Raw genomic sequence first — 25,597 nt, 5'->3', positions numbered from 1 at the left:
TGGTCCTTCCACATTTTCCAGCGCATAAAAAAAGGTGCCGCGAACGGCACCTTTTTGTACAACAAGCAGCTTCTGCTGAAACTTAGAAGCGGTGACGCAGACCGACCGTAGCAGCCGTCTGGTTCTTCGACGACGACGGAGCTTGCGTGATGTCGCCGCTGTAGATCGAAGCGACGCCGCCGTCACCCATTGCGTGCTGGTACACGGCTTGAGCGTAGACGTCCGTACGACGCGACAGTGCGTAGTCAGCTTGCAGGCCGATCTGGTGGTAACGAACCGACGTCGAGCCACCGTTTGCGGCAACGCCATAGCCCTTGCCGTCGGTGAACGTGTACGCAACGCCCAGGCCGAGAGCCGGGGTCAGGTTGTACTTGCCGTTGACTTCGTAGTTGTTAGCGCGCAGCGATTGCTGAACGCCTGCAACGTTGTCGATACGCGATTGCGTCCATGCCAGACCGACGGTAGCCGGGCCGAACGAGTACGAACCAGCCGCGCCGAATTCACGCTGACGGAAGTTGCCGGTCAAGCCAGCGAATGCGCCGTCCGAAGCGCCGCCGTTGCTGGCCGTGCCTGCTGCGTTCGTTGCGCCCGGGTTGTTCTGCTGTGCGTAAGCAGCGCCCAAATGCAGACCTTGCCACTGGTAAGCGGCACCCAAGCTGTATTCGCGGTTGTTTGCGAATGCGCCAGCCTGGTTCGAGAAGCCGTACGTGCCGCCGAACGTGAAGCCAGCGTAGTTAGCGCTCGAGTACTTGACCGAGTTGTTGACCGCGAAGCCGCCGTTCGTGTTCAGGTTGTCGTTGTTGAACGGGTGGGCGAAGTACGTGCCGCCCCAGCTACCCGTTGCGGTCAGCGGTGCCAGGAAGTCTTGCGCTGCGTCGTATTGACGGCCCAGCGTGACGGAACCGAATTGCGCGCTCGACAGGCCGACAAATGCCTGGCGGTTGAACATGCCGTTGTTGTTCGCGAAGCGGCCGTTGTTGACGTTAAAGCCGCTTTCCAACGTGAAGATTGCCTTCAGGCCGCCGCCCAGGTCTTCCGAACCGCGCAGACCAAAACGGCTCTGGTCGATGCCGCCGCTGCCGGCTGCCCACTTCGAGTTGTGAGCAACGTTGCTCGTGTAGGTCACGCCAGCGTCCAGCAGACCGTACAGCGTGACGCTGCTTTGTGCGTGAGCGACGGAAGCGAACGATGCGGCAACCGCAACGACGATGAGACTCTTTTTCATGCGTGGGACTCCTGTTCGATAAATTTTCGCGGGGGAGCGGGGCCTGCCTCGGCAGCGCACGGATGCGCTACCGCCCTTGTGGCCGAACCGTTCTGGATCAGCCGGGCACCCTCTAAGCGAAGCGTGAGTGTAGGGGGCCACCCTAATAGCGGCGCCCGCAATTCTCACAACACGGTCTTGCACATTTCGCAATAATCGAACGGACGTTTGGGCTAAGTCCTTGTTTTTGGTAAATTTAGTGGAAACAGGGACAGGCAAACGCCTTGCCTCCAACATTAAATATTTGCAACTTTTCAATAACCCGAGTTGTGCGTATGCAACAGCTTGTAATACGCAGGAAGCAATCGGCTCATCAAATGGACGCGCGTAAAGCGTACCGCTGCTGATTAATTGAGCACTGTTCGCCGCAATAAAAAAATGTGGGATCAGTTTATTCAAATCTGGGGAACTTAATGCACTAGGTGCAGTCGGCTTAATTCGGACTTTGTTCGCGATATTTGCTTATCACGGCATTCGGCTATTCTGTTTCGCGCAGGTATCGGCTATGCGCGGCTTCAACAAGCACGGCGAGGCGCGACGCGCGCAGCGGTTTCAGTGTTAGCCAATAAAAAACCGCCCAGCAGGCGGCCTTGGTGCAGTTGCGGCAAAAACGCCGTACGCGCTTTTTATATTGATGGTTTATGAGGGAAGCCTTCAGCACGGCTGTGCCCGGAGGTGAACTGCGGCGCCGACCGCCGCGTGACAAACCCGGTGCTGAAAGCGGACGGCAATGCATCGAACAGCCTTCCATCTACATTAACGGCACGGCCGTGCGCCTTTTTACGCGTAGTTCCCCTAATTCCGGCAACGCTGCTGTCGTGATCACGACTGGCGGCGGGATTGCCTTAACGCGCCGTCATCGTCGGGAGAACTGCCGGGCGCGAGCGGATCGGTGTCGGGCGGGGTGCCGGGCAGCGGACGCGGCTGGTCTTCAGGGGCGTCGAGCGGTTCATTCGACGGGTCGGCTACGGGATCAATGGTCGGATCGGTCTGCATGATTGGCTCCTGTGCACGGGAACATTTCCCGCCAGCAAGGGCGCAACCGCTGTTCCCGCCGTGGCGGCCTTCAGCACGCGAGGCCGCCACCGTGCTGCCCGCCGATGTAGAAATTGCCCGGCCAGCCGGCGAAAGTTTCAACCGCCGTCGGTGCGACAGCGCACGCTTTAACGGCGATCGAGAGCGGCTGGCGATTGATCGTCGGCGGCGCCTGTCAGGAAGGGCTCCAATCCAAATAGCCATGCAAAGCAGAACGTCACTCGCGCAAACAGGCCGAGTTGGCGGTGCGGCGCGCGCTGGCTGACGTCCGACAGCGGCGTGACAAGCAGCGGTTGATGCTGGGAAAACTCAGTAGCGGTCTGGTCAGGTCGCATGGTCGTTCTCGTTATTTATCTTGTCTTGACGCGGAGCCTGTGCAAACGCTGTGCCACCGTGGGGCCTCGTTGCTGGACGCTGTCGCGTGGAAAAAAGGCGCCACAGCCCGGTCCAGTCGCCGTGCATCCATGCCCCGTCACTGTCCACTCGACGGCCTGGATCCATCAGCCTCGCCTTGGTCTTTTCCGATTCAACACTGGATAAACTGCCCACACGCTTATCGCTGCGCGATAAACACACGAGATCGACACCTCGTCAGGACGCACGGCGCTAGCCGCTAAAACACGCTGACGACCAGCCGGCACGGTGAAGTCGTCAATCTGCTGGTCAACGCCAAACACCTCGTGCAAGTACCACCGCGGCTGGAAACGAGCGCCAAGATGAGCCACGACGACGGACAACGCGCAGGCGAATGTGAAGCTCGCGCTTTCGCAGTTGCACGTCGATACTTGAACAGTTCGCGGATAGGAGAGCCTGAAGGATTCTGGAAAGGGGCGGTGAATTCGTACGTATTTTCGCTGGCTGAGCCCGGTCGTTCAGGCATTGGTCGCGGTTCGCCTACACCACGTTTTTTTCCACGATGGGACGGTTTTCGAGCAGACGGTCCCAGTTCAACGAAGAGAGATCCAGCGACAGGTATTGTCCATGCAGAATCAGTTCGCTGACTCCGCGGCCCGTCGCCGGGCCTTGCTGAAGACCATGCCCGCTATAGCCGTTCGCAAACACGCAGTTTTCGATCTGCGGGTGATATCCGATGATCGCGTTGTGGTCGAATACGTTGTACTCGTAGTAGCCTGACCAGCAGTTCTCGACACGCAGCGCTTCGAACTCCGGCACGCGATGCGCAAGCGTCGGCCAGATGACGTCGTCGAAAAGACGGTGATCCACTTCATCGAGCGGCAGATCGTCAGGATCGTTATCCGCTGCCGGCGACGTGCCGCAAATATAGGTCTTTCCTTCCGGACGGAAGTACACGCCGGTCGGATCGATCAGCAACGGGCAGGCCGCGAGACGAGCCGGAGACGACACATTGAAAATGCTACGGCGGCGAGCAAAGACCGGAATGTCGATGTCCATCATTTCGGCTATCTTCCGCGCCCATGCGCCTGCTGCATTCACGACCGTATCGCATGCATAGCGCTCGCCGTTGCTGGTAATCACGTGCGTAATCTTGCGGCCTTCGCGAACGACGCCGCTGACGTCGGCGGCAATGTAGCGCGCGCCAAGCGACTGCGCTTTCTTGCGAAGTGCCTGCACGAGCCCATAGCCGTCGAACCATCCTTCGCCGCTTTCGCCGAATGCGCCCGACACCAGGTCTTCGACATTCAGCCACGGGAATCTGGCCTTGAGCGCTTGCTGGTCCATCAGATTGATGTCCGCGCCAAGGCTCTTCTGCAACGCGTGATTCTCGCGCAGCGTTGCGTCGCCGGCGGGCGTGGCGAGAAACAGGTATCCGCCTTCATGCAAATCGATCGACGGCTTGTTACCGTCCACTTCCAGAAGCTCGCCGATATTGCGCAAGAATTCGATGCCGTACAACGACATCTGAATCGAGAGCGGCGTGGAGAACTGCTGCCGGACCGAAGCGGCCGATAGCGCCGACGACGACTTCGCATAGCTCGGATCACGCTCGATGACGGTCACGGAAACCGTGGGGTCGCAAGCGCGCAAGAAGTAAGCGATAGAACTGCCGATGACGCCGCCGCCGACAATAACGACTTGAGAACTCACGACTCGCTCCATCCAGTTGCACATGACCGGCCGGCTTCGGAAAAGCGCTCGCCGGCACGAAAGCGCCAGCCCTGCCCGACAGGTCCGCAACACCGGCCGGCTTAAACAAACGGCCGTCTTGCAACGGCCGTCTACATGCAGCGCAAAACGCTCAGCCGATGTTGAAATCGATGCCCTGAGCGAGCGGCAGTGCCGACGAATAGTTGACCGTGTTGGTCGCGCGCCGCATATAAGCCTTCCACGAATCGGAGCCCGATTCGCGGCCGCCGCCCGTTTCCTTTTCGCCGCCAAACGCGCCGCCGATTTCCGCGCCGCTCGGTCCGATGTTCACGTTCGCGATACCGCAGTCGCTGCCCGAGGCCGACAGGAATCGCTCGGCTTCGCGCAGATCGGTCGTGAAGACGCAAGACGAAAGGCCATGCACCGCTGCATTGTTTCCGTCGATCGCTTCATTGAAGTCGCTGTACTTCAGCACGTAAAGAATCGGCGCGAAGGTTTCCTTCAGCACGACTGGTGTTTGCGAAGGCATTTCGACGATTGCCGGGCGCACGTAGAAGCCCTTCTCGTTGCCCGCAACCGCATGACGCTCGCCGCCGAACACCTTGCCGCCTTCGCTCTTTGCCTGGTCGAGCGCCGCCTGCATGCGGTTGAACGACTGTTCGTCGATCAGCGGGCCCATCAGCACGCCCTGCTCCAGCGGATTACCGATCACGACCTTGCTGTAGAGCGCCTTCAATCGTTCGACGGCCTTGTCGTACACGCTTTCGTGAACGAACAGGCGGCGCAGCGTCGTGCAGCGCTGACCCGCAGTGCCGACCGCCGAAAAGACGATGCCGCGCAGCGCCAGTTCCAGGTCAGCGCTGCCGGAAACGATGCCCGCGTTGTTGCCGCCGAGTTCGAGAATGGAGCGGCCAAAGCGGCGCGCCACTTCGACGCCGACCGCGCGGCCCATTTCCGTGCTGCCCGTCGCGCTCACAATATTGGAACGCGGATCGGCAACCAGCTTCGCGCCGACATCGCGGCCACCGTTGAGGACGCTCGTCAAGCCTTCCGGCGCATCGCCGAATTCCTTCAACGCGTCTTGCAGAATCTTATCGACAGCAAGCGCAGTGAGCGGTGTCTTTTCCGACGGCTTCCAGATCACTGCATTGCCGCAAACCAGCGCAAGCGCCGCATTCCACGACCACACGGCCGCGGGAAAGTTGAACGCGGAAATGACGGTGCACACGCCCAGCGGATGCCAGGTTTCAGCCATGCGATGGCCCGGACGCTCCGATGCGATGGTCAGGCCGTAAAGCTGACGCGACAGCCCAACCGCGAAGTCGCAGATGTCGATCATTTCCTGCACTTCGCCGAGACCTTCCTGAAGAATCTTGCCGGTCTCGAGCGTGATGATGCTGCCGAGCGCGTGCTTCTGCTCGCGCAGCTTGTTACCCAGCAGACGCACCAGTTCTCCGCGGCGCGGCGCCGGCACGTTGCGCCAGCTGGCGTACGCCTTCTGCGCGTTGGCCAGTGCGGCGTCGACATCGGCAACCGTCCTGCTCGCGACGCTGCCGATGAGCTCACCGTTGATTGGCGAATGGACGGCGATGTCGCCCGCTTCCGCGAGATGGGAAATGCCGAGTTCCGACAGAATGGCTGATGCTTTCACGATTGAGACCTCATTGAATTTCCAATACGAAATTTTAGTACGTTCGGAAACTATACACGCCTGGGTTTTTGGCGGCAATACGAACCGCTTGATGCGGCCCGCTGTGGTGAGCAAGCGTTATTTCTGATCGGAAATGCCCCTTCGCAGCCTGACCGGCCCGGCACTCGTTTACTGCGCCGCGTTCCCAGTCATTTTGAAAATGCCCTGCGCGTTGCCGGCGTCGAAGCGTAGATCGGTCACCCAGCTGCGCGATGCCCGATCGAATGTGCGCTTGCGTGTAATGAACTCGTAGAACGAGCCCGGCACCTTGCGCGTAACGACTTTGCCGCCGGCGGACCTGAACTGACGCTCGACCGTATCGGCGCGATATGCGGTCTGGAACACGCGGCCCGAGCGCGAGCGTTCGACGTCGGGCTTCATGGGCCGCCCCTTGCCCTTCTCTTCATCGGACAGCGTGAAGACATCTTCGACGCGATCCGTTGCGTGATTGAATGCGTTGCCCTCCGTTGCGATCCACGCCATTTCCGCGGATTCGCGCAACAGCACTTCGTAATCCGCCTCACCGGGTACATCATGCTGGCGCGCGAATGCGCCGACAATGACCGGTAGCAGAGTATGAGCCGCGTCGATAGAAAGCGAGCCTTCGCGCTCCAGTTCCCAGAGTTGCGCGACAGCGAGCGGCGTCAACGGATCTTTCGACGAGCTCACCACATTGGTGACTGCCTGCCGGAATTCACTGGAGAAGCGCTCGGGATGCAGCTCACTCACGAAAAACTGCGCGATCTCATCCGGCGCGTCTTCATGCGCATACGCGCGCCCGGTCATGCCCAGCTTGTCGAGCGGATAGCGGCCGTTCAGCCTGAAACCGAGCGGACGAAGGATGCGAGTGAACGCCGCCTCGCCAGGCGGCAGCGCACCATTGCTTTCCCAACGCACGGTGCGCAACGCGCCGTGATCGAAATGGACGGAGCCGCCGTTCGCGATTGCTTCGCTCGTATAGGCGCGCCCATTCGGCGAACGCTCCAGCAGATCTTCGAACAACGCCATGTTCATCGCCTGCGCGAGTTCGGCGCGCGTCACGGTACCGTCTTCGCAGTCCGCGAGCGCGGCGGGGAATCTCAAGGTCGTAAAAAGCGAGTCTGTTTTAGCGGGGCCCAGCAGTTTCAGTAACAGGCGTTCAACGTTCGAATTGCGCATTTGCTTTTCTCTCGGGGCGCACCGCCGCAGCGGGAAGGTGTTCATCTGACGGCGTACCGCAAAGGGATAGCCAAGCTTACGGGAATCGCATTATTCAAATTGTTGCGCACTGCGTAAAGCGAGATTAAATTGCCACTTGATGAATTTTTGGAATTAACATGCGCAAGTTCAAGGTTCCCGGCACGAGCGCTTTGCTCGCCTTCGAAGCCGCAGCGCGACATGAAAGCTTCACGCATGCTGCGAAGGAACTGTTTCTCACGGAGAGTGCGATCTCGCGGCAGATCGCGACGCTCGAATCGAATCTTGGCGTGCGCCTTTTCGTTCGCTCGAAGCAGCGTGTGATGCTCACTCGCGCCGGGCGCCTGTATGGCACGCAGGTGCGCCGCGCGCTGGAGAATCTCGATCGCGACACGCTGTCGATCATCGCGCACGGCAGCGGCGGCGGCTACCTCGAACTCGCGGTGCTGCCGACGTTCGCGTCGCAATGGCTGATTCCGCGAATGAAGGACTTCAACGACCGCAACCCGGACGTTCGAATCAACATGGGCGTTCGCACGGACCTGTTCCCGTTCGAAGAGTCGCATTTCGAAGCCGCCATCCACTATGGCAAGCCGACATGGCCGGGCACGTCATCGGACTATCTGTTCGGCGAGGAAGTGGTGCCGGTCTGCGCGCCGTCACTGCTTGCAAAGCCGATCAGGAAAGCACACGAACTGCTGAAGTACCCGCTTCTACATTCGACGACGCGCCCGGATGCCTGGTCGCGCTGGTTCGCTAATCTCGGCGTCGAAGATAACGCGACGATGCAAGGCGTGCGGTACGAACTGCACTCGATGCTGATCAGTGCCGCCGCGGCTGGGCTCGGCGTCGCCCTGGTTCCAAAGTTTTTCGTCGACGAACGGCTCCCGCAGCTCGGTCTCGTCATTCCGTTCGCGGCCACCGCAGTCGAAGAATCCGCCTACTACCTGGTCTACCCCACGGAGCTGAGCCACGGCAAACCGCTCGAACTATTCAGAACATGGCTGCTCGAGAAGGCCACCGCCTATAGCGCGCCCCAGCGCTGATACGGCCCGTCACGGACGGGCTCACGGCATGGCGCTTGCGCAAGCGCTGGTGCCGGGCGACGTGCGCGGCACCAGGCGACCTCTTCCCTCTCTGCAGGAGACACCATGAAACTTCTCACGACACAAGACGGCCTGCCTCGGCTGTCATGGGGCCCGATTTTCGCGGGCGTGATTCTCTCGATGATCGTCTATCTGATCATGAGCGTGCTCGGCACGGCAATTGGCGCATCGCTGCTCGCGCCGATGTCCAAACCCGACCCGCTGCGAGGCTTCGGCTTCGGCTCCGGCGTGTGGGTCATCGTGACGACGGTACTCGCGGTCTTCGTCGGTTCGTACTACGCAGGACGGTGTGCGCCCGTACTCGGATGGCTGCACGGCCTGCTGGCCTGGGCGGTCATGACGCTCTTCATCCTCTACGGGATGACCTCGCTCATCACCGGCGCGGTGAGCACGGCGGGCAGCGTCGCGGCGACGGGCGCGCAAGTCGGGGCGCAAGTAGGCACGACTGCCGCTAACCAGGCGGGCGGGACCAATTCGGTAGTCGATACCGCGAAGCAGCAGATGCAGTCGGCGATTGCGTCCGCGGCGTCGATGGCGTCGAGCCCCGAAGCCGGACAACAGGTGCGCGAAACAGCTGACGCCGCCGCGCGCGGCGTGGCGCGCGCGAGCTGGTTCTCGTTCGCGGCGCTGATCGTCGGCGCGATTATCGCGATCGTGTCGGGCAACGCGGGTTTTCGCCATCAACCGCCGGTTGAAGAAAGCGGTGGCTCGGCCGTCGGCCGCGACGCCGTATCCGGCCACAATCGCGTCGTTTCGCCACGAAGCAGAGCCTGAACGTCGGCTGAGAAATGCGGCACGCGGCCCGGCCAGGATCGCTTGCCGCTGCATACCGTCGCAGACCGCCGCACGCAGAACGGTCAAACCGGCGCGCGGCTTTGCACCTTCTCGACTGAAGCGAGGACCGGTTCCGCCCTTCGCAGCTCGGCGCGCATTTCGTCGATGAGCCACTGCGCCACCTCTCGCGTCACGCGAGACGGCTCACGCGTGCGGCACTCCAGCACGTAGTTGCAGCCGGTTTCGACGATCCGTTGCGACGCCGGAACCACCGTGCCCGAATTGAGCGGCGCGGCGACCGCAAGCAACCAGCCGAGCATCACGCCATGCCCGAGCATCGCGGCTTGCAACGCCAGCCCCGGATCGGAATAGCTGACATGCTTCGCCGATGCCCGATTGACGATACCCGTCACGTCGAAATAGTCGGCCCACGTGTGCGTGGTCGGCTCGAGATGAATCAGCGTGTGGCCGCCCGCGTGACGCGGCGCGTCGAGCGGCCCGTATTGCGTGAGATAGTCCGGACTGCATACGGCGAGAATCAGCTCAGGACAGAAGCACAACGCGTCGTCCGCCGAGCCCGGCTTGTGCAAGCGAATGCCGAGATCGGCGCCGTCGAGCGGACCGTACAGCCGGCTCGCCATTACCTGCAGGCGCAGGTTGACCGAAGGAAAGGCGCTCTGAAAGCGCTGGTGACGCGGCAGCAGCCACTGCGCCGCAAAACCGCTCGAAATGGAAAGCGTGACCGTCTCGCTCTCTTCCTGCTGGCTCTTGAGTTCGTTGATCGTGTCGCTCACGAGACCGAAGCCCGAGGCCACCGCGACATGCAGCTTCGCGCCCTCGTCGGTCAGCGCAAGCCCGGTCTTCGTTCGCGCGAACAGCTTGAAGCCGAGAGCGTCCTCGAGACGCGCGACCATGCGGCTCACCGCCACTGGGGTGACGTTGAGTTCGAGCGCCGCGCGCGTCAAGCTCAGGTGCCGCGCGGCGGCTTCAAAAACGTGCAGCGCCTGAAGCGAAGGAAGTCGAAGTGCCATCGGCTAACACCATGTAATCCGCGTTGACGAAGATGTAAATTGACGCGCTTTAAGGGCAACTCTACTTTTGTCGGCAGACCCATTCAGAGAGCCCCGACATGACCCAACGCAATACGGACGACACGCGGCCGGCCGCTTCGTCCGATCCCCTGCTGCAACCTTTGAGCATCAAGCATCTCGTGCTGAAAAACCGTGTGATGAGCACGAGCCACGCGAGCCGTCTCATTCAAGGCGAATTCCCGCAGGAAGTCTATCAACGCTATCACGAGGAAAAAGCGCGGGGAGGCATCGGCCTCACGATGTTCGGGGGATCGTCGAATGTGAGCATCGACAGTCCGAATACGTTTCAGCAGATCAACATGGGCGTCGACGAAGTCGTGCCGCACTTGCAGCGGTTCTCGGAACGCGTACACGCTCACGGCGCCGCGCTGATGTGTCAGATCACGCATCTGGGCAGACGCGGCGACCCTTACGCCGAACCGTGGCTGCCGATGCTCGCGCCCTCCGCGCGCCGCGAAACGCTGCATCGCGCGATCCCGCAAGCGATGAGCGAGCACGACATCAAACGCATTGTGAGCGACTTCGGGCGCGCCGCGCGCCGCTGCATGGAAGGCGGGCTCGATGGTCTGGAAACGCATGCGGGCGGTCATCTGATCGGACAGTTTCTCGATCCGACCGTGAATCTGCGCACCGACCGCTACGGCGGCTCGGCGACGAATCGGTGCCGTTTTGCGATTGAAGTGCACGAAGCGATTCGCAATGAAGTCGGCGATGCGTATCCGGTCGGCCTGCGCTTCGCGCTCGAAGACGGTTGCAGTTTCGAGGAAAGCCTGGAAATGGCGCGCATTCTCCAGCAAAGCGAATTGTTCGATTTCTTCAACGTGGTCTACGGACGTATGGACACGAAGATGTCGCTGATCGTCAACAGCATGCCGGGCATGTTCATGCCGTCGGCGCCCTGGCTCTCGAAGGCCGCCGCGTTCCGGCGCGCGGTGCGGCTGCCGGTCTTTCACGCCGCCAAGATCGCCGATCTCGCGACCGCGCGTTATGCGATCGGCGAGGGCCTCATCGACATGGTCGGCATGACGCGCGCACACATTGCAGAGCCGCATCTCGTGCGGCTCATCGAGACCGGCCGCGAAGAAGCCGCGCGCCCGTGCGTGGGCGGCTCGTATTGCCGCAACACGAAGGCGACCTGCATCCACAATCCGGCCACTGCGCGCGAGACTTTCCTGCCGCATGAGATTGCACCGAGCGCGACGCCGCGCAAGGTGCTGGTCGTCGGCGCAGGACCGGCAGGACTGGAAGCGGCGCGCGTCTGCGCGAGCCGCGGCCATCGCGTGAGCTTGCTGGAGGCCGCCGATCGCGCGGGCGGCCAGGTGCTGCTCGCCGCGTCGGGAAGCTGGCGCAAGGACCTGATCGGCATTGTCGACTGGCGGGTCGGCGAACTGGAGCGCCTCGGCGTCGAAGTCCGCTACAACCAGTACGCGGAACTTGGCGACGTGCTCGAACAGCGTCCCGACGTGGTGATCGTGGCCACCGGCGGCATTCCCGATCTGGACGCACTCGCGGGCGGGCAATGGTGCCGCTCGGTCGCCGACGCACTGTCGGACACACCGCCCAAAGGCGGACGCGTGCTCGTGTATGACGGCACCGGACGGCACAACGCCTATCTATGCGCCGAGCGCTATGTGGCGGCGGGACTCGACGTGCGTCTTGCCTTGCTCGACGCGCTGCCCGCGCAGGAAACCGGCGGCAGGGGCGACGACCTCGTATGGATGCGCAACCTCGAAAAGTGGCAGGTGCCGGTGCGCGCGCACGTCGAGCTCACGCAAGTGCAGCGCGGTGACGCAGGCGTTTTGCGCGCGATCTTCAGGCACCAGTTGACCGGCGATCTCGTAGAGATGGAAGCGGAGCACGTGGTGGTCGAACGCGGAACCATCGCCGTGGACGATCTCTTCGAAGCCGCGCGCGTGCACTCGGTCAACGACGGCCAGACGGATCTCGCGGCCTTCGCTCGCGGCGCGGCGCAGCCGCTCGGGCAGCCCGCGAACGGCGACGCGCAGTTCCATCTCTACCGGATCGGCGACGCAGTAGCGTCGCGCGACATCCACACGGCGATTTACGACGCGTATCGCTTATGCGTCGCGATGTAGGCAAATCCGCTCGCGGGCTTTGCGGCCACCTTACCGCTCGACTCAAACACACAGGACAAGAACATGACCACGACACTCGACACCGACAGCCCCGACCTCGACCGCAGACGCGCCGTGAAGGCGCTTCTCGCAGCGGGCGCCGCCGCAACCGCGGGGTGGTCCGCGCTCGCCGGCGCAGCCACGGCTGGCAACACTGCCACGCCGCGTAAGGGCGGCACCTTGCGAGTCGCGACGGCCAACCAGTCGCAGTCGGATTCGCTCGATCCCGCGAAGGCCTCGCATACCGCCGACTATTCGCGCATGTTCATCTTCTATAGCGGCCTGACCGAGTTCGACAGCAACTTCAAGGTGCAAAACGCACTCGCGGATGCGTTCGATACCAGCGACCATAAGCGCTGGATCATCAAGCTCAAGCCGAACGTGCACTTTCACGACGGCAAGCCGCTCACCTCCGACGATGTCGTGTTCTCACTCTCGCGCCACAAAGAGCCGGCCACGGCATCGAAGGCGAAGTCGATTGCCGATGCGTTCGACTCGGTCAAGGCAAACGGAACGCAGCAGGTGGAAATCGTGCTGAATGCGCCCAACGTCGATTTGCCCGCATTGCTCGCCGTGCCGCATTTCGTGATCGTCGCGGCGGGTACGAAGGACTTTTCGAAGGGCAATGGCACCGGCCCGTTCGTCTGCAAGGAGTTCATGCCAGGCGGCCGATGCGTGGGCACGCGCAACCCGAATTTCTGGAAGCCGGGTTTGCCGTATCTCGACGAGGTGCAGCTCGTCGGCATCGTCGACGATGCTGCGCGCCTGAATGCGCTCCTCGCAGGCGACATTCAGCTCGTGTCACCGGTGCCCGCACGCGACGTCGATCGTCTGAAGCGGGCCGGCGGCTTTGGCGTGCTCGAAAGTCAGTCCGGTCTCTACACCGATCTGATCCTGCGCCAGGACGCGACGCCTACCAGCAATCCCGAGTTCGTCCAGGCGATCAAGTCGCTGCATGATCGCGAGCGCATTCAGAAGACGATGCTGCGCGGCTATGCGACGATCGGCAACGATCATCCGGTGCCGGCCTGGCATCCGTATTACCTCGCTGGACTGCCGCAGCGGACCTATGACCCCGACCGCGCAAAGTCGCTCATCAAGAAAGGCAAATTGTCGGGGACGGCTGCGGAAATGGTGGTGCCGCCATCGATCGAATCGGCGCTCGACTCCGCGCTAATGCTGCAGCAGGCCGCGATGCAAACCGACCTCAAGCTCGACGTGCGCCGTGTGCCGGCGGACGGCTACTGGTCGACGCACTGGATGAAGCACCCAATGACCTACGGCTCGATCCTGCCGCGGCCCACGCTCGATCTGCTCTACACGCAATTCTTCAAATCGGATTCTGTGTGGAACGAGTCGGGCTGGAAGAATCCGCAGTTCGACCAGCTTCTGCTACAGGCGCGCGAGGAGAAGGACGAGACCAGACGCAAGCAGATTTACGGCGACATGCAAACCATCGTCTACGAGAAAGGCAGCATCATCATTCCGGCGTTCATCAACTTTATCGACGCGCATAGTAGTCGCGTAAAGGGTCTGGCCGGCTCGCCCTCGGGCCGCTTGATGGGTTACCGGTTCGCGGAATTTGCGTGGCTCGACGCGGCGTGAGCCACTTCGTGTAGTCACACTATCAGCAAGGCTCTGGCGCGCGTCACAGTTCGTTCGCCGAAGTCGCGCTGTAGCGCCGTGCGCGTTCATGCTCACGCGCACCTTGTTGACGGGCACATAAACGTGGTCCAATCCGCACGCCGGGGCGTCTGTCGTCTGAACACGCAGCGTGCCGCTCGGCGTGCTGCCGCCATTGCCACCGCCGCCGCCCTATGCGGCAAGAACAAGCGCGAATCCAGCACGCATGTCAGTGGTTTAAGCGTGGTTTTCATGGCGTTTCCTCTATCTTCATTGTCATGTGACGAACGATATGGAAAGGCCCTTAAGAAAATCAGGCAAAATGCAACAAGCGACAACCAGGCATATTTAACATTTGCTGTCGCGGCGGAAGAGAATTCGGCTACTCGCTTGCACATCATGCTGTATGGATTTCGTGCAACTCAGCGCCGTCGGCTTTTGCGGCCCTGCCAATAATCGACTAATTGGTTATTTGCCGCATTTGGACTAATGTTTGATAGCTCTTGGTTACACAACAAGAACGAACGTTGCGAGGTGGGGTATGGTCACGCTAATCGACCTGGAGATCGCGCATCTTGCGCGAGTAATGAGCGAATCAATGGCCGGAGACCTCGCAGGGCCCATCCTGCCAGCCGCCTACTGGCGCGTGCGGCTTCATCAGTTGCTCGATTCGCAGCACCTTACAAATGCCCAATTGCGTTCGCTCGACGTCCTCCTGCTGCAACTGGACGAACTCGAAGCGCAAGCCTCAAATAGCACCGCTCATCCGGTTTCATTGAGCACCAGCTAATAAGCGGCAGTGCCGGAATAAGCCGGCACCCGGGATTTTTCAACGCATTCTTTTCGATGCATGGCATCGCTTTGATTGTGAATTCCTGGCAGGCCGTACGGGACGCGGCGCTCTGCGCTATCCGCGTGCCCGCAAAATCATGGCGTGCATGCGAGCAACAGCGTGCAGGATTTTCTGTTCGCCAGACGACCGCAGCCCGCTAACATACAAACCTGACGGATTTAGCGCGCTATTCCGTTTCAGTGCCCCGCCACTTTGAAGCTGCTAGTTTCACAGGAGATGTTAATGAAGAAATCCCGCATATTTCTCGCGTCGATGATGGCCGCGGGTATGCTGGCATCGTCGCTCGCTCTCGCGCAACCGCCTCATGGCAACCCGGGCAACTCCGGCAAGGGCGGCGATCACGGCCAGGGATCGAATGGTCATGGCCACAAATCGACTCCGCCCGGACACCGCCCCGACGGCCCGGGCAACTCGGCGAACGCGCCTGGACATTGGCGCAAGGGTGATCGCCTGCCTCGCGAATACCGCGACCGTCAATACGTGATCGACGACTGGCGCGCCTACCGGCTCGCGCCTCCGCCGCGCGGTTATTCGTGGATCGGCATCGGCGGAGACTATCTGATGGTGCGGATTTCCACAGGAATGATTCTGCGAGTCGGACCATAACCATCCTTTGTCGGGCCGTTGCATCGGTCCGGTCATGACATACAGCGAGCGTGGCGACGATACATCGTCCGCTCGGCCACAACGCGTCCACAGCCCGCCCGCAACCCGATGCGGGTCAACGCAAATCGAAGCCAGCGCGTCGACGCGCAACGCAGCTGCATCGAAGTGGCAGTTGGGCTGGTTCTGCCTCACGCCCTCGGCTCATAACGGCCACACGCGCGCCATCGCCCGCGAACATTAAAGAATCATTGCCGCGGCGCCGATATATCAATCACGTATCGTGAGCCTGCGGGCGCGGCTGCGCTCCTGCGTCAGCCCATCTTCGTGGGTTGTTCTCACGCTCGATCATCGCGGCCGTCGCCAGGACAGAGTCGCAGCGAAGCCTTCCAGCAGCAGCCGCAAGGCGCTGCGATGAAGCGCGCACACGCACTGCCGCGAGGGTTAATTTCGAAAGACAACATCGGCAACAAGCCGTCATACTCTGTCACTTCTTATGGCGGACTATTCCGACAGCGGAATCGGAAGTTTCGCCAGACACCGGATCGATGCATGACCGCCGTTTCTGCGACGGCCATTTCCGCGTAGCGCTGCACGCGGATCATGTGGAGCGTACTTTGTAATGAGTTATACCCCTGTCGTTCCGTTCGCCCACGACAAGGCCGATTCCGGCTCCTTCGTGGGCGGCGCACCGGCGTTTCGCCAACTGGTCCGGATGATCGATCGGGTTGCTCCCACCGATCATCCGCTGCTCATTTTCGGGCCGACCGGCTCCGGCAAGGAACTGGTTGCGCGTCGTGTTCACGCGCACAGCCAGCGCCAGGATCAACCATTCGTCGACGTCAATTGCGGCGCGATTCCCGAGCATCTCGTCGAAGCGGAACTGTTCGGGCACGTCAAAGGCGCGTTCACCGGCGCGGGCGAAAATCGCCTGGGGCTTTTCCAGCAGGTCGGCAAGGGCACGCTGCTGCTCGATGAGATCGGCGAGTTGCCGCTCGCGTTACAGCCGAAACTGCTGCGCGTACTCGAAACGCGCACATTCCGCCCGCTCGGATCGTCAACTAGTCTGCACTTTGCCGGACGTGTGGTTGCCGCAACTCACCGCGACCTGCGCGAACTCGCGCGCGAGGGACTGTTCCGCGAGGATCTGTTCTACCGGCTCGCGGTCTTCGTGCTCGCGGTGCCCGGGCTCGAACAGCGCGTGGAAGACATCCCCGTGCTCGCCAATCACTTTGCGTCACAGCACACGCGCCGCCTCGAGTTTTCGCCGGCCGCGTTGCGGCGTCTTGCGCAGCACCCGTGGCCCGGTCACATCCGGCAATTGCGCAATCTGATCAGCCAGTTGAGCGTGCTGGCCGAAAGCCCGCTCATCGACGTGGACACGCTCGAGCCGTTTCTCGCCAACGAGACGAGCGGCCCGGTATCGCGTGCCAGTCTCGCCGACATGCTGTTGCAGCTGGAAGGCCGCGACAAGCTCACCGCTGCCGAGGATCTGCTGATCGACCGCGCGCTCGAACGCACGAGCGGCAACAAGAGCGCCGCCGCCGCGATGCTCGGCGTGGGCCGCAAGACAATCGAACGGCGCCTCAAATCGCGCGAGGAACATCATCGCGAAGCGCGCAAGTGTCTCGAGCATGCAAGCGCGCTGATTGAGGAATCCAAGTTCGCCGAAGCCATTCCGCCGCTGCGCCGCTGCATCGACGTGCTGCAAACGCCGAACGAGCAGGAAGCCGTGCGCCGTCTACAGTTCGACGCCTATCGCCTGCTCGGCATGAGCTTGCGCAGCGTGCACGGCTGGCTGTACGCGGAGGCGACCGCCTGCTACGCCGCCGCGCTTGCGATCGGCGAAGGCGTCTGCACGCCCGCCGAAATCGCCGCGATCCAGTTCGGCATCTGGACCACACAGTTGACGACGCTGCAACTGAAGCAGGCACGCGCGACCGCGCAAAACATGCTGGAGCGCGCGCAGAACGGCGGCGACCGCGTGTCGCTCGACGAAGCCCACGTCGCGATGACCAACACGCTGTTCTGGCTTGGCGACAGCGAAGAAGCCCTCGCCTGTCTCGCGCGCGGCAATCTGCTTGGCGTGGCGCGCAACGACATCCGCACCGGCTCACAAGGCATCGACCTCGCAAGTCTCGCGTTGACTTTCGAAGGACTCGCCGCGTATCAGATCGGCGCCTTCGGACAGGCACGCCGCGCAATGGAGATGCTGATCCTGCGCACGACCGAGCCGGGCGTGCACGCGCTCGCTCACGTCGTCAATTTACAGGGCGCCGCGTGGCTCGCCGCGCTGTTCGATGACGTGGACCGGCTAGGCCGCCTCGCGAGCGAACTCGAATCGGTGTCGATCGCACATGGCTTTGCGTTTTATCGCGGAGTCGGCCAGGTGCTGCGCGCCTGTCATCTCAGCGCGCTCGGGCAATCCGACGAAGCGGAGACCGTGATGCTCGACGGCTACGATAACCACGTCGTTTGCAATGGCGGTGCGCTGTTCTATTCGTTCAAGACGTGGCAGTACGGTGAATTGCTGCTGCGCGCCGGTCGCGCGAAGACGTGCGAGGCGATTCTGGCGACGGCCATCGACGAGACGCTTGCCCGTCAGGAGCGTGTCTACCTGGGCAAGCTGCTCGTCACGCGGGCACGCGCGCAGTGGGCGCTCGGCGACGTGAACGCCGCGGAACTGGGTCTGCGCACGGCGCTCTCGACGGCGCTCGCGTTCGGCTCGGTGCCCGCGCGCGTCGATGCCGCTCACTACCTGGCCGATCTGTTGCGCTCGACAGGCCGCGTCGCCGAGGCCATCGAGACGCTCCAGCGCAGCTTGCGTTCGTTGCCGCCGGACGCAACGGCACGCGTCACCGGCGCCGCGAATCTGCTTGCCGAACTCCAGGAAGAGGCTTCTTCCCACAACTACACAAAAGGAATCGTAAATGGCATTTGACCTACGCCGGGAAGACCTGGAACCGCTGCTGCTCGGCGGGGCTTTCTTTGGCAGCGGCGGGGGCGGCACGATCGAATCCGCACGTCATCTGGCTGCGCATTTCGTCGCCGGCGACTACTACCCGACGGACACGGTCAAGGTCGTCTCCGTCGATGAAGCCACCGAGGGCGCGGCGGTCATGGTCGCCTATCTCGGCGCGCCTGAAGCGATCAACTCGGCGACCTACCCGCTAGGCCCCGTGACCGCCGTGCAGAAGGTTCAGGCCCGGCTCGCGTCGCAATCCACGAAACTCGCCTACGTGATGCCGCCGGAAAGCGGCGCGCTCGGCTTCACGGTGGCCGCGCTGGTGGCGGCAAAACTCGGCCTTGCCGTGATCGACGCCGACGGCGCTGGCCGCGCCGTGCCCTCGTTGCCAATGCTCACCTTCGCTGCCGCCGAGATCGATCCGCGGCCGGCGTTCCTCGTGAGCCAGGGTGGTCTGTGCGTCGAACTCGACGTGACGCCGCGCGACGGCAACCAGGGCGCGCGGACACATCAACGGGACGTGTCGGCGATTGTCGAACAGATGATGCGCCCGGTCGTCGCCGCTCCCGAATTCGGTCAGTTCGGCGGACTCGCAATGTGGGTGATGACGCCGGCCGATATCGGCCGCGCAACGCCGATTCGCGGCACGCTGACACGCGCGCTGGATCTCGGGCGTGCGATGCAGGCAGCGCAGATCAGCAGCGCGCGCCAGATGACCGGCTACCTTGTCGAACGTTGCGGGCTTGCCGCGCGTGCGGTCTCCGAGCCGGGGGAACTGGTTTCGGCCGAAGTCGACACGAGCGGCGGCTTCGACGTCGGCAAGGTTCGTATTCAGGCCGGAGCGCACACCTATACGGTGATGTATCAGAACGAGTCGCTGCTCGTGTGGGACAGCGCGAGTCCGCAGCCGGTCGTGCTCGCGCCGGACAGCGTCGCTTATTTCGTCGGCGGCGAAGGCCAGGCGATCTTCAGCAACGGCGATCTCCTGAACGCGGACGGTTCACTCAATCCGGCAATCGGCAAACGCCCCGTGACGCTGATCGCCTGGCGCGCCGAAGCCGAACTACGCCAACCGGGCCTCATTCTCGACAGCTTCATGCAGTTGCTGAACTCGCTTGGCTACCTCGGCCCTTACGTGCCGCTCGAATCGCTGCAATCCGCACGCAAGGGAGACGCATCTTGAACTCACCAATTCGCATCTGCGTGCTCGTGCCCGTCGCCACGTCTCAGTACAACGACCGCATCATGAAAGCGATTGCGCCGGTTGTGCCGCCCGACGTGCAGGTGGAGATTCGCAACATCACCGCAGGTCATCCCGATATCGAGAACCGCACGAACTGGCTGCAAAACGGCATGCCGGTGGTCGAACTGGCGCAGTCCATCGAGAAAGACGGTTTTGACGGCATCTGGTTGACGGACTTCGATATGTGCGGCGTCGAAGCCGCGCGCGAAGTGATCGACATTCCGATCATCGGCGGCTTTCCGGCTTCGGCGTTCACCGCCCTCGCGCTCAGCCAGCGCTTCTCGATCATCACGATCCTGCAAAGCACGCTTGCGATGCAGCGCGGTCATCCGCAGACCTATGGCATCGAGGACACGTTCGCATCGATCCGCGCGATCGACTGCCCGGTCGCGCAGCTTGAGAACATCGATGTCGTCATTGTCCGCACCTTCGAAGCGGCGCTGAAGGCGATCAAGGACGACGGCGCTCAAGCCATTCTTCTCGGATGCACCGGTTTCGTGGACGTCGCGAGCCGCGTCTCAACCCTGCTCGGCGAAGCACTCGGCGCCTATGTGCCGGTGATCGATCCGAACCAGGCGGGTTTCAGCTTTCTGGTATCGCTCCTGCGTATGCGCGTGCGCCCGAGCCGGCTGACTTACAGCAAGGTCAGTTTGCAGTCGTAGTCCCCTGTCCAGCTTTCGTCCGGCGCGGCGCGCATTGCCGCGCCGGATTTCCCGTATCAGCCGCTGCGCCTCTCCCGGTCCTCCCGCTCCTCCCGCCGCATTATTCAGTTTCGTCCCGCTGCGGACGAAATCGCCCCACTACGCACGCTGCATGACCAGATGGACGAAAACGACCACATCAGACCATCAACCTGGACGGGATCGACCAGCATCGCCGAACCTCACTTGCCGATGCGCCCGAGCACAGGCCATCTCAAAATGTGGCACGACCATTGCTTATACAGACGCGATAGCCGCAAAGCGGCGAACGAATCTGTCCGAAAGACCGGGAGCCTGAGAGACCAAACAGAGATCGCGCTGCAATGTGTCGACGTATGGCGTGGCCTGTCTGCGCCCGTTACCGGACCGCCGACGCCGCTGATCGAGCAATCGCCACTCATCATCGCGAAGTGCCGGTTAGTTATCCGAACGAATACATGAAGCGCCGATCCACGCCAACGGCACGTAGCCGTTGGCAGCAGACTTGAGAGAGGGCTGTGCTGTTGTTGTAGCAGTGACTGTGTCCAAACATCGCGACGAATGCTCTCACAGAGGAGCGGCTCGCGATGCGTGGCACTGCATGGCGGAAAATGCTTTGGCTATGTACCAGACGATCCGCTGCGGGGTTGATCCAGCCGCCGTTGCCTCCCGTGAGGGACAAGCAGCGGCGGCTCGCCCTTTCGTCACGAGTCGCGAAAATAAGCTGCTTTAGCAGCCCTACGCGGAGTCAGATTGTTAGCGACGCCGCGGGCAGACCAGACTGGCCATCTACGGGGGGTTCAACAATGCACCACCACATCTTCGAAAACGAGCTGGTTCACCTGGAGCGCGTGATCGCGTGGGCGTCGCAAAAGCCTTTTCCGCCGACCTATTGGCGCGACCGCCTCGAACATCTGAAAGAGTCGCCGCAAGCACCGATGTACCGTAATCGCATCGCCCGCCTGTCGCGCCTCGTGGCAGAACTCAACGGATAGGCCTGGCCTTCGGAAACTGTCGATCTTCAGCGCGTCGTACCGGATTGACGCGTTTCGCGCCCGCTTCGCGCGCCGGCTCGCGGATGCCGAAGGTCAACAGCGCGACGGCTAGCAAGCCAGGTATGACGGCAAGCCAGAACGCAAGCCGGAAGTTGTCCGCCCACACGGACATGATGATCACCGCGAACAGCGGGCCCAACACCGCGCCGATGGTATCGAGCGACTGACGCAAGCCGAACGCGGCGCCTCGGAGGTGGACAGGCGTGATGTCGGCAACGAGCGCGTCGCGCGGTGCGCCGCGGATTCCTTTGCCGATCCTGTCGATGACGCACGCGCTCGCCACCACACCGACGCTCGGCGCAATCGCGAAGAGCGGCTTGCTCAACGCACCCAACGCATAGCCGGTCACCGCCAACCACTTCCGGTTTCCGAGGTAGTCGCTGAGCGCGCCGGAGAACACCTTGACTATCGGGGCAGTCGCTTCGGCAACGCCTTCGATGAGGCCGATGGTCGCCGCGCTCGCGCCGAGGTTCATCATCAGGAACATCGGCAGCAGGCTGTGGACGATCTCCGACGAGATGTCCATGAAAAGGCTCACACAGCCGAGTACCCAGACGCTCCGTGGAATGCTCCCAAGCGCACCGATTTGGGATCCGGGTTGCATCTGCGGTTTCCGTTTGTCATATGGATTGCGGCAGCAGAACCTGCCAGTAGAGTCGGCTCACTGCTCCTGACACTGCACGTCCTTCCTCGGCACGGCGATAAGCACAGGGTACGTGCCGTGATCGAGTTCCACGCGCGCAACCACGGCGATCATCGAACTGTCGATCTGATCGTACACGCTAACCTGTTCGCGCCTGAGAGTGGTGATGCCCGTACACGCGGACGCGCGGCCCTCGTCGGAAACGTGGCATTGAATCGGGTTGTCCGCGAGGTAGCGGTATTTGTCCCTGTCAGGCGTCGCAAGATATTCGCGGACGCTCTGCTCCGATCCGCCAACACCGGTCACTTTTCCAATCGCACACTGAAGCGCAGCGGTCTCGCCGTTCGCGGACGTCTGAGCGTTCGCGGCAGTACTCGCTGCGGCGGTCGCAGCAAGAATCAATGCAAAGTGGTATCTCATCGCGCATTTCACGTTTGTCGGATCGAAGTGCTGAATTGTAAAGGCACCTTGTCCGATCGGCTCGCGATGAGCCCGCGCGATGTCAATGCAGAATGTCCTGGATCCGATAGTAAGCGCCAACGAGCGGCAGCATCCAGCGGCGCGCGGCATGCGCCGGCACAGCCGGCCAGGGCAGCGCGCGCCACGGGTTCGCATCGGCGGAGCCTGACATCACGCTCGCCATTACCCGGCCCATATGCGTGGACATTTGCACGCCGTGCCCGCTGTAGCCCATCGAATAGTACAGACCGTCATGCTGTCCGGCACGCGGAAGCCGGTCCACGGTAATGTCGACGAGACCGCCCCAGCAGTAATCGATTCTCGTCGCAGCCAGTTCCGGAAAGTACTTCGCGAGGTTGGCTTGCAGCACGTGGCCGCTCTTTGCATCCGAACGCGGATCCGACATAGCGAATCGGGCTCTCCCGCCCCACAGCAGACGGTTATCTGGCGTCACGCGAAAGTAGTTGCCGATGTTCAGCGAGGTCACGTAGTTGCGCCGTTTGGGAAAAAGCGCGTCCAGCTGCCCCGTGGAAAGCGGCTCGGTCACTACGATAAAGCTGCCGACGGGTGCCATCCGTTGTTGGAACCATTGCAGCGGCCCTTGCCGCGACGGTCCTGTCGCCACCAGCACCTTGTCGGCCACAACGGCCCCGCGTGCCGACGTGATCTCGAAACGGCCGCCGTCCAGGCGCTTGATCTGAGTCACGGCGGCATTCTCGAAGATGCGGGCCCCATGACGCGTCGCAGCCTGCGCAAGCCCCACGCCGAACTTGCCCATGTGCATCTGCGCGCCATTGCGTTGCAGCAGTCCGCCATAAAAACGATCCGAACCCACTTCGCTGCGCATGCGTGACGGCTCGATCAGTTCGATATCCTGATCGACTTCGCGGTGCAGCACCTCATAAGTTCGCGCGAGCTTTTCGAAGTGCTGCGGCTTCGCCGCGAGTTTGAGCTTCCCGCAATGTGCGAAATCGCAGTCGATCCGATGCTGCGTCACTATCGATTCCACCGTCTTCACCGCGCTTTCGTACGCACGATAAAACCCGCGCGCCTGTTCGAGCCCGACGCTCGCCGCGAGCGAAGCAAAGTCCTGCGCGACGCCGGTATTGCACTGCCCTCCATTTCGCCCCGACGCTTGGCCCGCAATCCGCCCCGCCTCGAGCACAGTCACCGAAGTGCCGAGCGTGGCAAGTTCGAGCGCGGCTGATAAACCCGTAAAGCCGCCTCCGATCACGACGACATCGCTGTGGCCCTCCACGGGACCGTCGGCGCCGTCCTTGAATTCCGGGGCCGTGTCCAGCCAGTACGAATCTAGCTTCATTGAATTTTCGATTGAATGCTACGACGCAGACCGACTCGGCAGCGAGGCCCTCGCGCGAGCCGGTCCTCGGAACTATCACTGCGGCGACAGCCTGCTGTCAGGCCGACCACCACGCATATTCGGCGAATGAAAAGCCCATCATCGCGCCGGTCGGAATCGAGCCGAGCCCTTTCAGGCGCTTGTCGTTCGCATCGAGCAGACTGATAAACGACGGAATGCCGATGCCGCCTTCGTCCGTGACCAGCGACTGCATTTCGCCGTACATCTGCTTGCGTTTCGCGTCGTCGGTCTCGGCGCGAGCGCTCAGCAGCAACTGATCGAACTTCGGGTCCTTCCACCCCGACTCGTTCCACGGCGCGTCGGATTTGAAGAACTGCGTGAACAGCACATCCGCGCTCGGCCGCGGGTTGATGCTACCGAACCCGAGCGGATGCTTCATCCAGTGATTCGACCAGTAGCCGTCGCCGGGCACACGGTTCACGCTCAGGTTCACGCCGATCTTCGCGGCCGTTTGCTGAATCAGTTGTGCCATTTCAACGGAGCCGTTCGCGTCGGTCGTGGCGTAGATCGGCGGCAAGGTGGTGCCTACCGCGCCGGCCTTCTGCATGTAAAACTTCGCCTTGTCGAGGTCGAACTTGCGTTGCGGCAACGAAGCGTTGAAGTACCGATGACCCGGCGGAATCGGCTGGTCGTTGCCGATCACCGCATAGCCGAGAAAGACCGCGGAGCGAATCTGCTCGCGATCGAACATGTATTTCATGCCTTTCACAAAATCGAGGTTGCCGGTGAGCGTGTTGTCACGACGCATGATCAGGTCCGTATAGAGACCCGACTTGGTTTCCTTCACTTCGTAGCCCGGCGTCGACGCTATACGGCGCGTCGAGCGCGGGTCAACCGAGTTGATCAGATGAACGTCGCCGGCGAGCAGCGCGCTCACACGAGCCGCGTTGTCGCTGATACTGATCAACTCGATCTGATCCAAATATGGCTGCCCCGGCTTCCAGTAGTTGTCGTTGCGCACGCCGATTGTGCCCGCGCCCGGCCTGAAGCTCTTCAGCTTGTAGGGGCCCGTGCCGGTCGCCGAGTTGAAGTTGGTCGTGCCGTCCTTGACGATCACCAGTTGCGGCGTTGCCAGGATCACCGGCAAGTCGGCGTTCGGCACTTGCAGCGTCAACGTCACTTCGTTCGGCCCGCTCGCCGTCACGCTTGCGAACTGATCGGCGAGTGTCTTCACGCGCGAGGCCGTTTGAGGATTCTTGTGACGCATCAGCGAATAGACCACGTCGGCGGGCGCGAGCGGCTTGCCGTCGTGAAAGGTTACGCCCTGGCGCAACTTGATGATCCACGTTTTCGCATCCGTACTCGACACGGATTCGGCGATGTTCATGCGCGGCGTCAGGCTTTCGTCGAGCTGTGTCAGGCCGCTGTAAAACATGAAGAAGCGGATATAGTCGCTGCCGGTCGAACCCGCGGCGGGATCGAGCGTATCCGATACGGAACCCGCGTCATAAGCGACACGAATGCTGCCGCCCTTCTTCGGTACTTCAGCGGCGAGTGCGCCGGGGGCGGCGGTCAGCAGTCCGCCGCCCGCGACCATCATGCCGGTCCCGGCCAACATGCGCATCATGTCGCGGCGGCTGATGCCGCGGTTATTCGTTTCGTCGTTCATGTTCATGGGCTCCGCAGATGTAAATGATCCAGGCAACGTTGTGTACGCGGCGAGAAGCGTGTCGAGGTCTCGTTAGCAGCATCGTATGCCGGCACAAAACGCGTAAAGCGCCGACAAAAAAAAGCAGACGGCATAAACAGACTGT

General features: G+C 62.0%; 20 protein-coding genes and 2 pseudogenes. 10 read left to right on the top strand and 12 right to left on the bottom strand.

The genetic code is table 11. The features are described 5' to 3' along the window. Nucleotides 1-82: 82 nt before the first annotated feature. From F759_RS0124480 to F759_RS0124450, 6 genes are all read right to left on the bottom strand, one after another. Nucleotides 83-1,225 carry a porin gene (locus F759_RS0124480; RefSeq protein ID WP_027802186.1) on the bottom strand — a complete coding sequence of 381 codons (1,143 nt, stop codon included), beginning with the start codon at nucleotides 1,223-1,225 and terminating at the stop codon, nucleotides 83-85. Between the two features lie 861 nt (nucleotides 1,226-2,086). After that, nucleotides 2,087-2,260: a hypothetical protein gene (locus F759_RS43415; RefSeq protein WP_167334041.1), complete on the bottom strand. Its 174-nt coding sequence runs from the start codon at nucleotides 2,258-2,260 to the stop codon at nucleotides 2,087-2,089. Between the two features lie 167 nt (nucleotides 2,261-2,427). Continuing rightward, on the bottom strand, nucleotides 2,428-2,634 hold the full coding sequence (locus F759_RS0124465; protein WP_027802185.1) for a hypothetical protein: 207 nt from the start codon (nucleotides 2,632-2,634) through the stop codon (nucleotides 2,428-2,430). Between the two features lie 559 nt (nucleotides 2,635-3,193). Further along, nucleotides 3,194-4,366 (bottom strand): NAD(P)/FAD-dependent oxidoreductase, encoded by a 1,173-nt coding sequence (locus F759_RS0124460; RefSeq protein ID WP_027802184.1) that lies wholly within the window; start codon nucleotides 4,364-4,366, stop codon nucleotides 3,194-3,196. A 151-nt stretch (nucleotides 4,367-4,517) separates the two neighbouring features. Beyond that, nucleotides 4,518-6,017, bottom strand: a complete 1,500-nt coding sequence (amaB, locus tag F759_RS0124455) for an L-piperidine-6-carboxylate dehydrogenase (RefSeq protein WP_027802183.1) — start codon at nucleotides 6,015-6,017, stop codon at nucleotides 4,518-4,520. Nucleotides 6,018-6,185: 168 nt separating this feature from the next. Then, entirely contained in the window at nucleotides 6,186-7,214 is a 1,029-nt protein-coding gene (locus tag F759_RS0124450; protein WP_027802182.1) for a DUF1338 domain-containing protein, read from the bottom strand. A gap of 158 nt (nucleotides 7,215-7,372) precedes the next feature. On the opposite strand from F759_RS0124450, the gene F759_RS0124445 reads away from it, so the two are divergent. Together F759_RS0124445 and F759_RS0124440 are read left to right on the top strand one after the other, a co-directional pair. Next, on the top strand, nucleotides 7,373-8,278 hold the full coding sequence (locus F759_RS0124445; RefSeq protein ID WP_027802181.1) for a LysR substrate-binding domain-containing protein: 906 nt from the start codon (nucleotides 7,373-7,375) through the stop codon (nucleotides 8,276-8,278). Between the two features lie 105 nt (nucleotides 8,279-8,383). Continuing rightward, nucleotides 8,384-9,112, top strand: a complete 729-nt coding sequence (locus tag F759_RS0124440) for a YrzE family protein (protein ID WP_027802180.1) — start codon at nucleotides 8,384-8,386, stop codon at nucleotides 9,110-9,112. 83 nt (nucleotides 9,113-9,195) lie between these two features. Here the strand turns inward: F759_RS0124440 and F759_RS0124435 are convergent, their stop codons facing one another. Beyond that, on the bottom strand, nucleotides 9,196-10,143 hold the full coding sequence (locus F759_RS0124435) for a LysR substrate-binding domain-containing protein (protein ID WP_027802179.1): 948 nt from the start codon (nucleotides 10,141-10,143) through the stop codon (nucleotides 9,196-9,198). A gap of 98 nt (nucleotides 10,144-10,241) precedes the next feature. Here F759_RS0124435 and F759_RS0124430 point away from each other — a divergent pair, with 98 nt between their 5' ends. Together F759_RS0124430 and F759_RS0124425 are read left to right on the top strand one after the other, a co-directional pair. Next, a complete protein-coding gene (locus tag F759_RS0124430; RefSeq protein WP_027802178.1) occupies nucleotides 10,242-12,299 on the top strand; it encodes an oxidoreductase in 2,058 nt (685 codons plus the stop codon). Nucleotides 12,300-12,362: 63 nt separating this feature from the next. Then, nucleotides 12,363-13,943, top strand: coding sequence for an ABC transporter substrate-binding protein (locus F759_RS0124425; RefSeq protein ID WP_027802177.1), 1,581 nt, complete (start codon nucleotides 12,363-12,365; stop codon nucleotides 13,941-13,943). Between the two features lie 81 nt (nucleotides 13,944-14,024). On the opposite strand, the pseudogene F759_RS45050 reads toward F759_RS0124425, so the two are convergent. Then, a pseudogene (locus F759_RS45050) lies at nucleotides 14,025-14,215 on the bottom strand (DUF4382 domain-containing protein); the annotation flags it as partial. A gap of 287 nt (nucleotides 14,216-14,502) precedes the next feature. On the opposite strand from F759_RS45050, the gene F759_RS0124420 reads away from it, so the two are divergent. The 6 genes from F759_RS0124420 to F759_RS0124395 all read left to right on the top strand — a co-directional run bounded on the left by F759_RS0124420 (nucleotide 14,503) and on the right by F759_RS0124395 (nucleotide 21,300). Further along, the gene (locus F759_RS0124420; RefSeq protein WP_027802176.1) at nucleotides 14,503-14,751 is read left to right on the top strand and encodes a hypothetical protein; all 249 of its coding nucleotides are present in this window, start codon (nucleotides 14,503-14,505) and stop codon (nucleotides 14,749-14,751) included. Between the two features lie 285 nt (nucleotides 14,752-15,036). Then, nucleotides 15,037-15,420, top strand: a complete 384-nt coding sequence (locus F759_RS0124415) for an RcnB family protein (RefSeq protein ID WP_027802175.1) — start codon at nucleotides 15,037-15,039, stop codon at nucleotides 15,418-15,420. 619 nt (nucleotides 15,421-16,039) lie between these two features. After that, on the top strand, nucleotides 16,040-18,358 hold the full coding sequence (locus F759_RS0124410; protein WP_027802174.1) for a sigma-54-dependent Fis family transcriptional regulator: 2,319 nt from the start codon (nucleotides 16,040-16,042) through the stop codon (nucleotides 18,356-18,358). Further along, nucleotides 18,348-19,565 (top strand): DUF917 domain-containing protein, encoded by a 1,218-nt coding sequence (locus F759_RS0124405; RefSeq protein WP_027802173.1) that lies wholly within the window; start codon nucleotides 18,348-18,350, stop codon nucleotides 19,563-19,565. Before F759_RS0124410 ends, F759_RS0124405 begins: the two co-directional genes overlap by 11 nt. Next, nucleotides 19,562-20,287, top strand: coding sequence for an aspartate/glutamate racemase family protein (locus F759_RS0124400; protein ID WP_027802172.1), 726 nt, complete (start codon nucleotides 19,562-19,564; stop codon nucleotides 20,285-20,287). Before F759_RS0124405 ends, F759_RS0124400 begins: the two co-directional genes overlap by 4 nt. Before the next feature lie 824 nt (nucleotides 20,288-21,111). Then, nucleotides 21,112-21,300, top strand: coding sequence for a hypothetical protein (locus F759_RS0124395; protein ID WP_027802171.1), 189 nt, complete (start codon nucleotides 21,112-21,114; stop codon nucleotides 21,298-21,300). A gap of 31 nt (nucleotides 21,301-21,331) precedes the next feature. On the opposite strand, the pseudogene F759_RS38445 reads toward F759_RS0124395, so the two are convergent. From F759_RS38445 to F759_RS0124375, 4 genes and pseudogenes are all read right to left on the bottom strand, one after another. After that, nucleotides 21,332-21,964, bottom strand: a pseudogene (locus tag F759_RS38445) (MFS transporter); the annotation flags it as partial. Nucleotides 21,965-22,021: 57 nt separating this feature from the next. Then, nucleotides 22,022-22,423: a hypothetical protein gene (locus F759_RS0124385; protein WP_027802170.1), complete on the bottom strand. Its 402-nt coding sequence runs from the start codon at nucleotides 22,421-22,423 to the stop codon at nucleotides 22,022-22,024. 82 nt (nucleotides 22,424-22,505) lie between these two features. After that, nucleotides 22,506-23,783 carry an NAD(P)/FAD-dependent oxidoreductase gene (locus tag F759_RS0124380; protein ID WP_027802169.1) on the bottom strand — a complete coding sequence of 426 codons (1,278 nt, stop codon included), beginning with the start codon at nucleotides 23,781-23,783 and terminating at the stop codon, nucleotides 22,506-22,508. A gap of 97 nt (nucleotides 23,784-23,880) precedes the next feature. Further along, complete coding sequence (locus tag F759_RS0124375) at nucleotides 23,881-25,452, bottom strand: ABC transporter substrate-binding protein (RefSeq protein WP_027802168.1); 1,572 nt, start codon at nucleotides 25,450-25,452, stop codon at nucleotides 23,881-23,883. Between the last annotated feature and the right edge of the window lie 145 nt (nucleotides 25,453-25,597).

It is taken from the genome of Paraburkholderia dilworthii (assembly GCF_000472525.1).
Classification (GTDB): Bacteria; Pseudomonadota; Gammaproteobacteria; order Burkholderiales; family Burkholderiaceae; genus Paraburkholderia; species Paraburkholderia dilworthii.
This window is presented reverse-complemented; position numbering and strand designations above follow the sequence as displayed.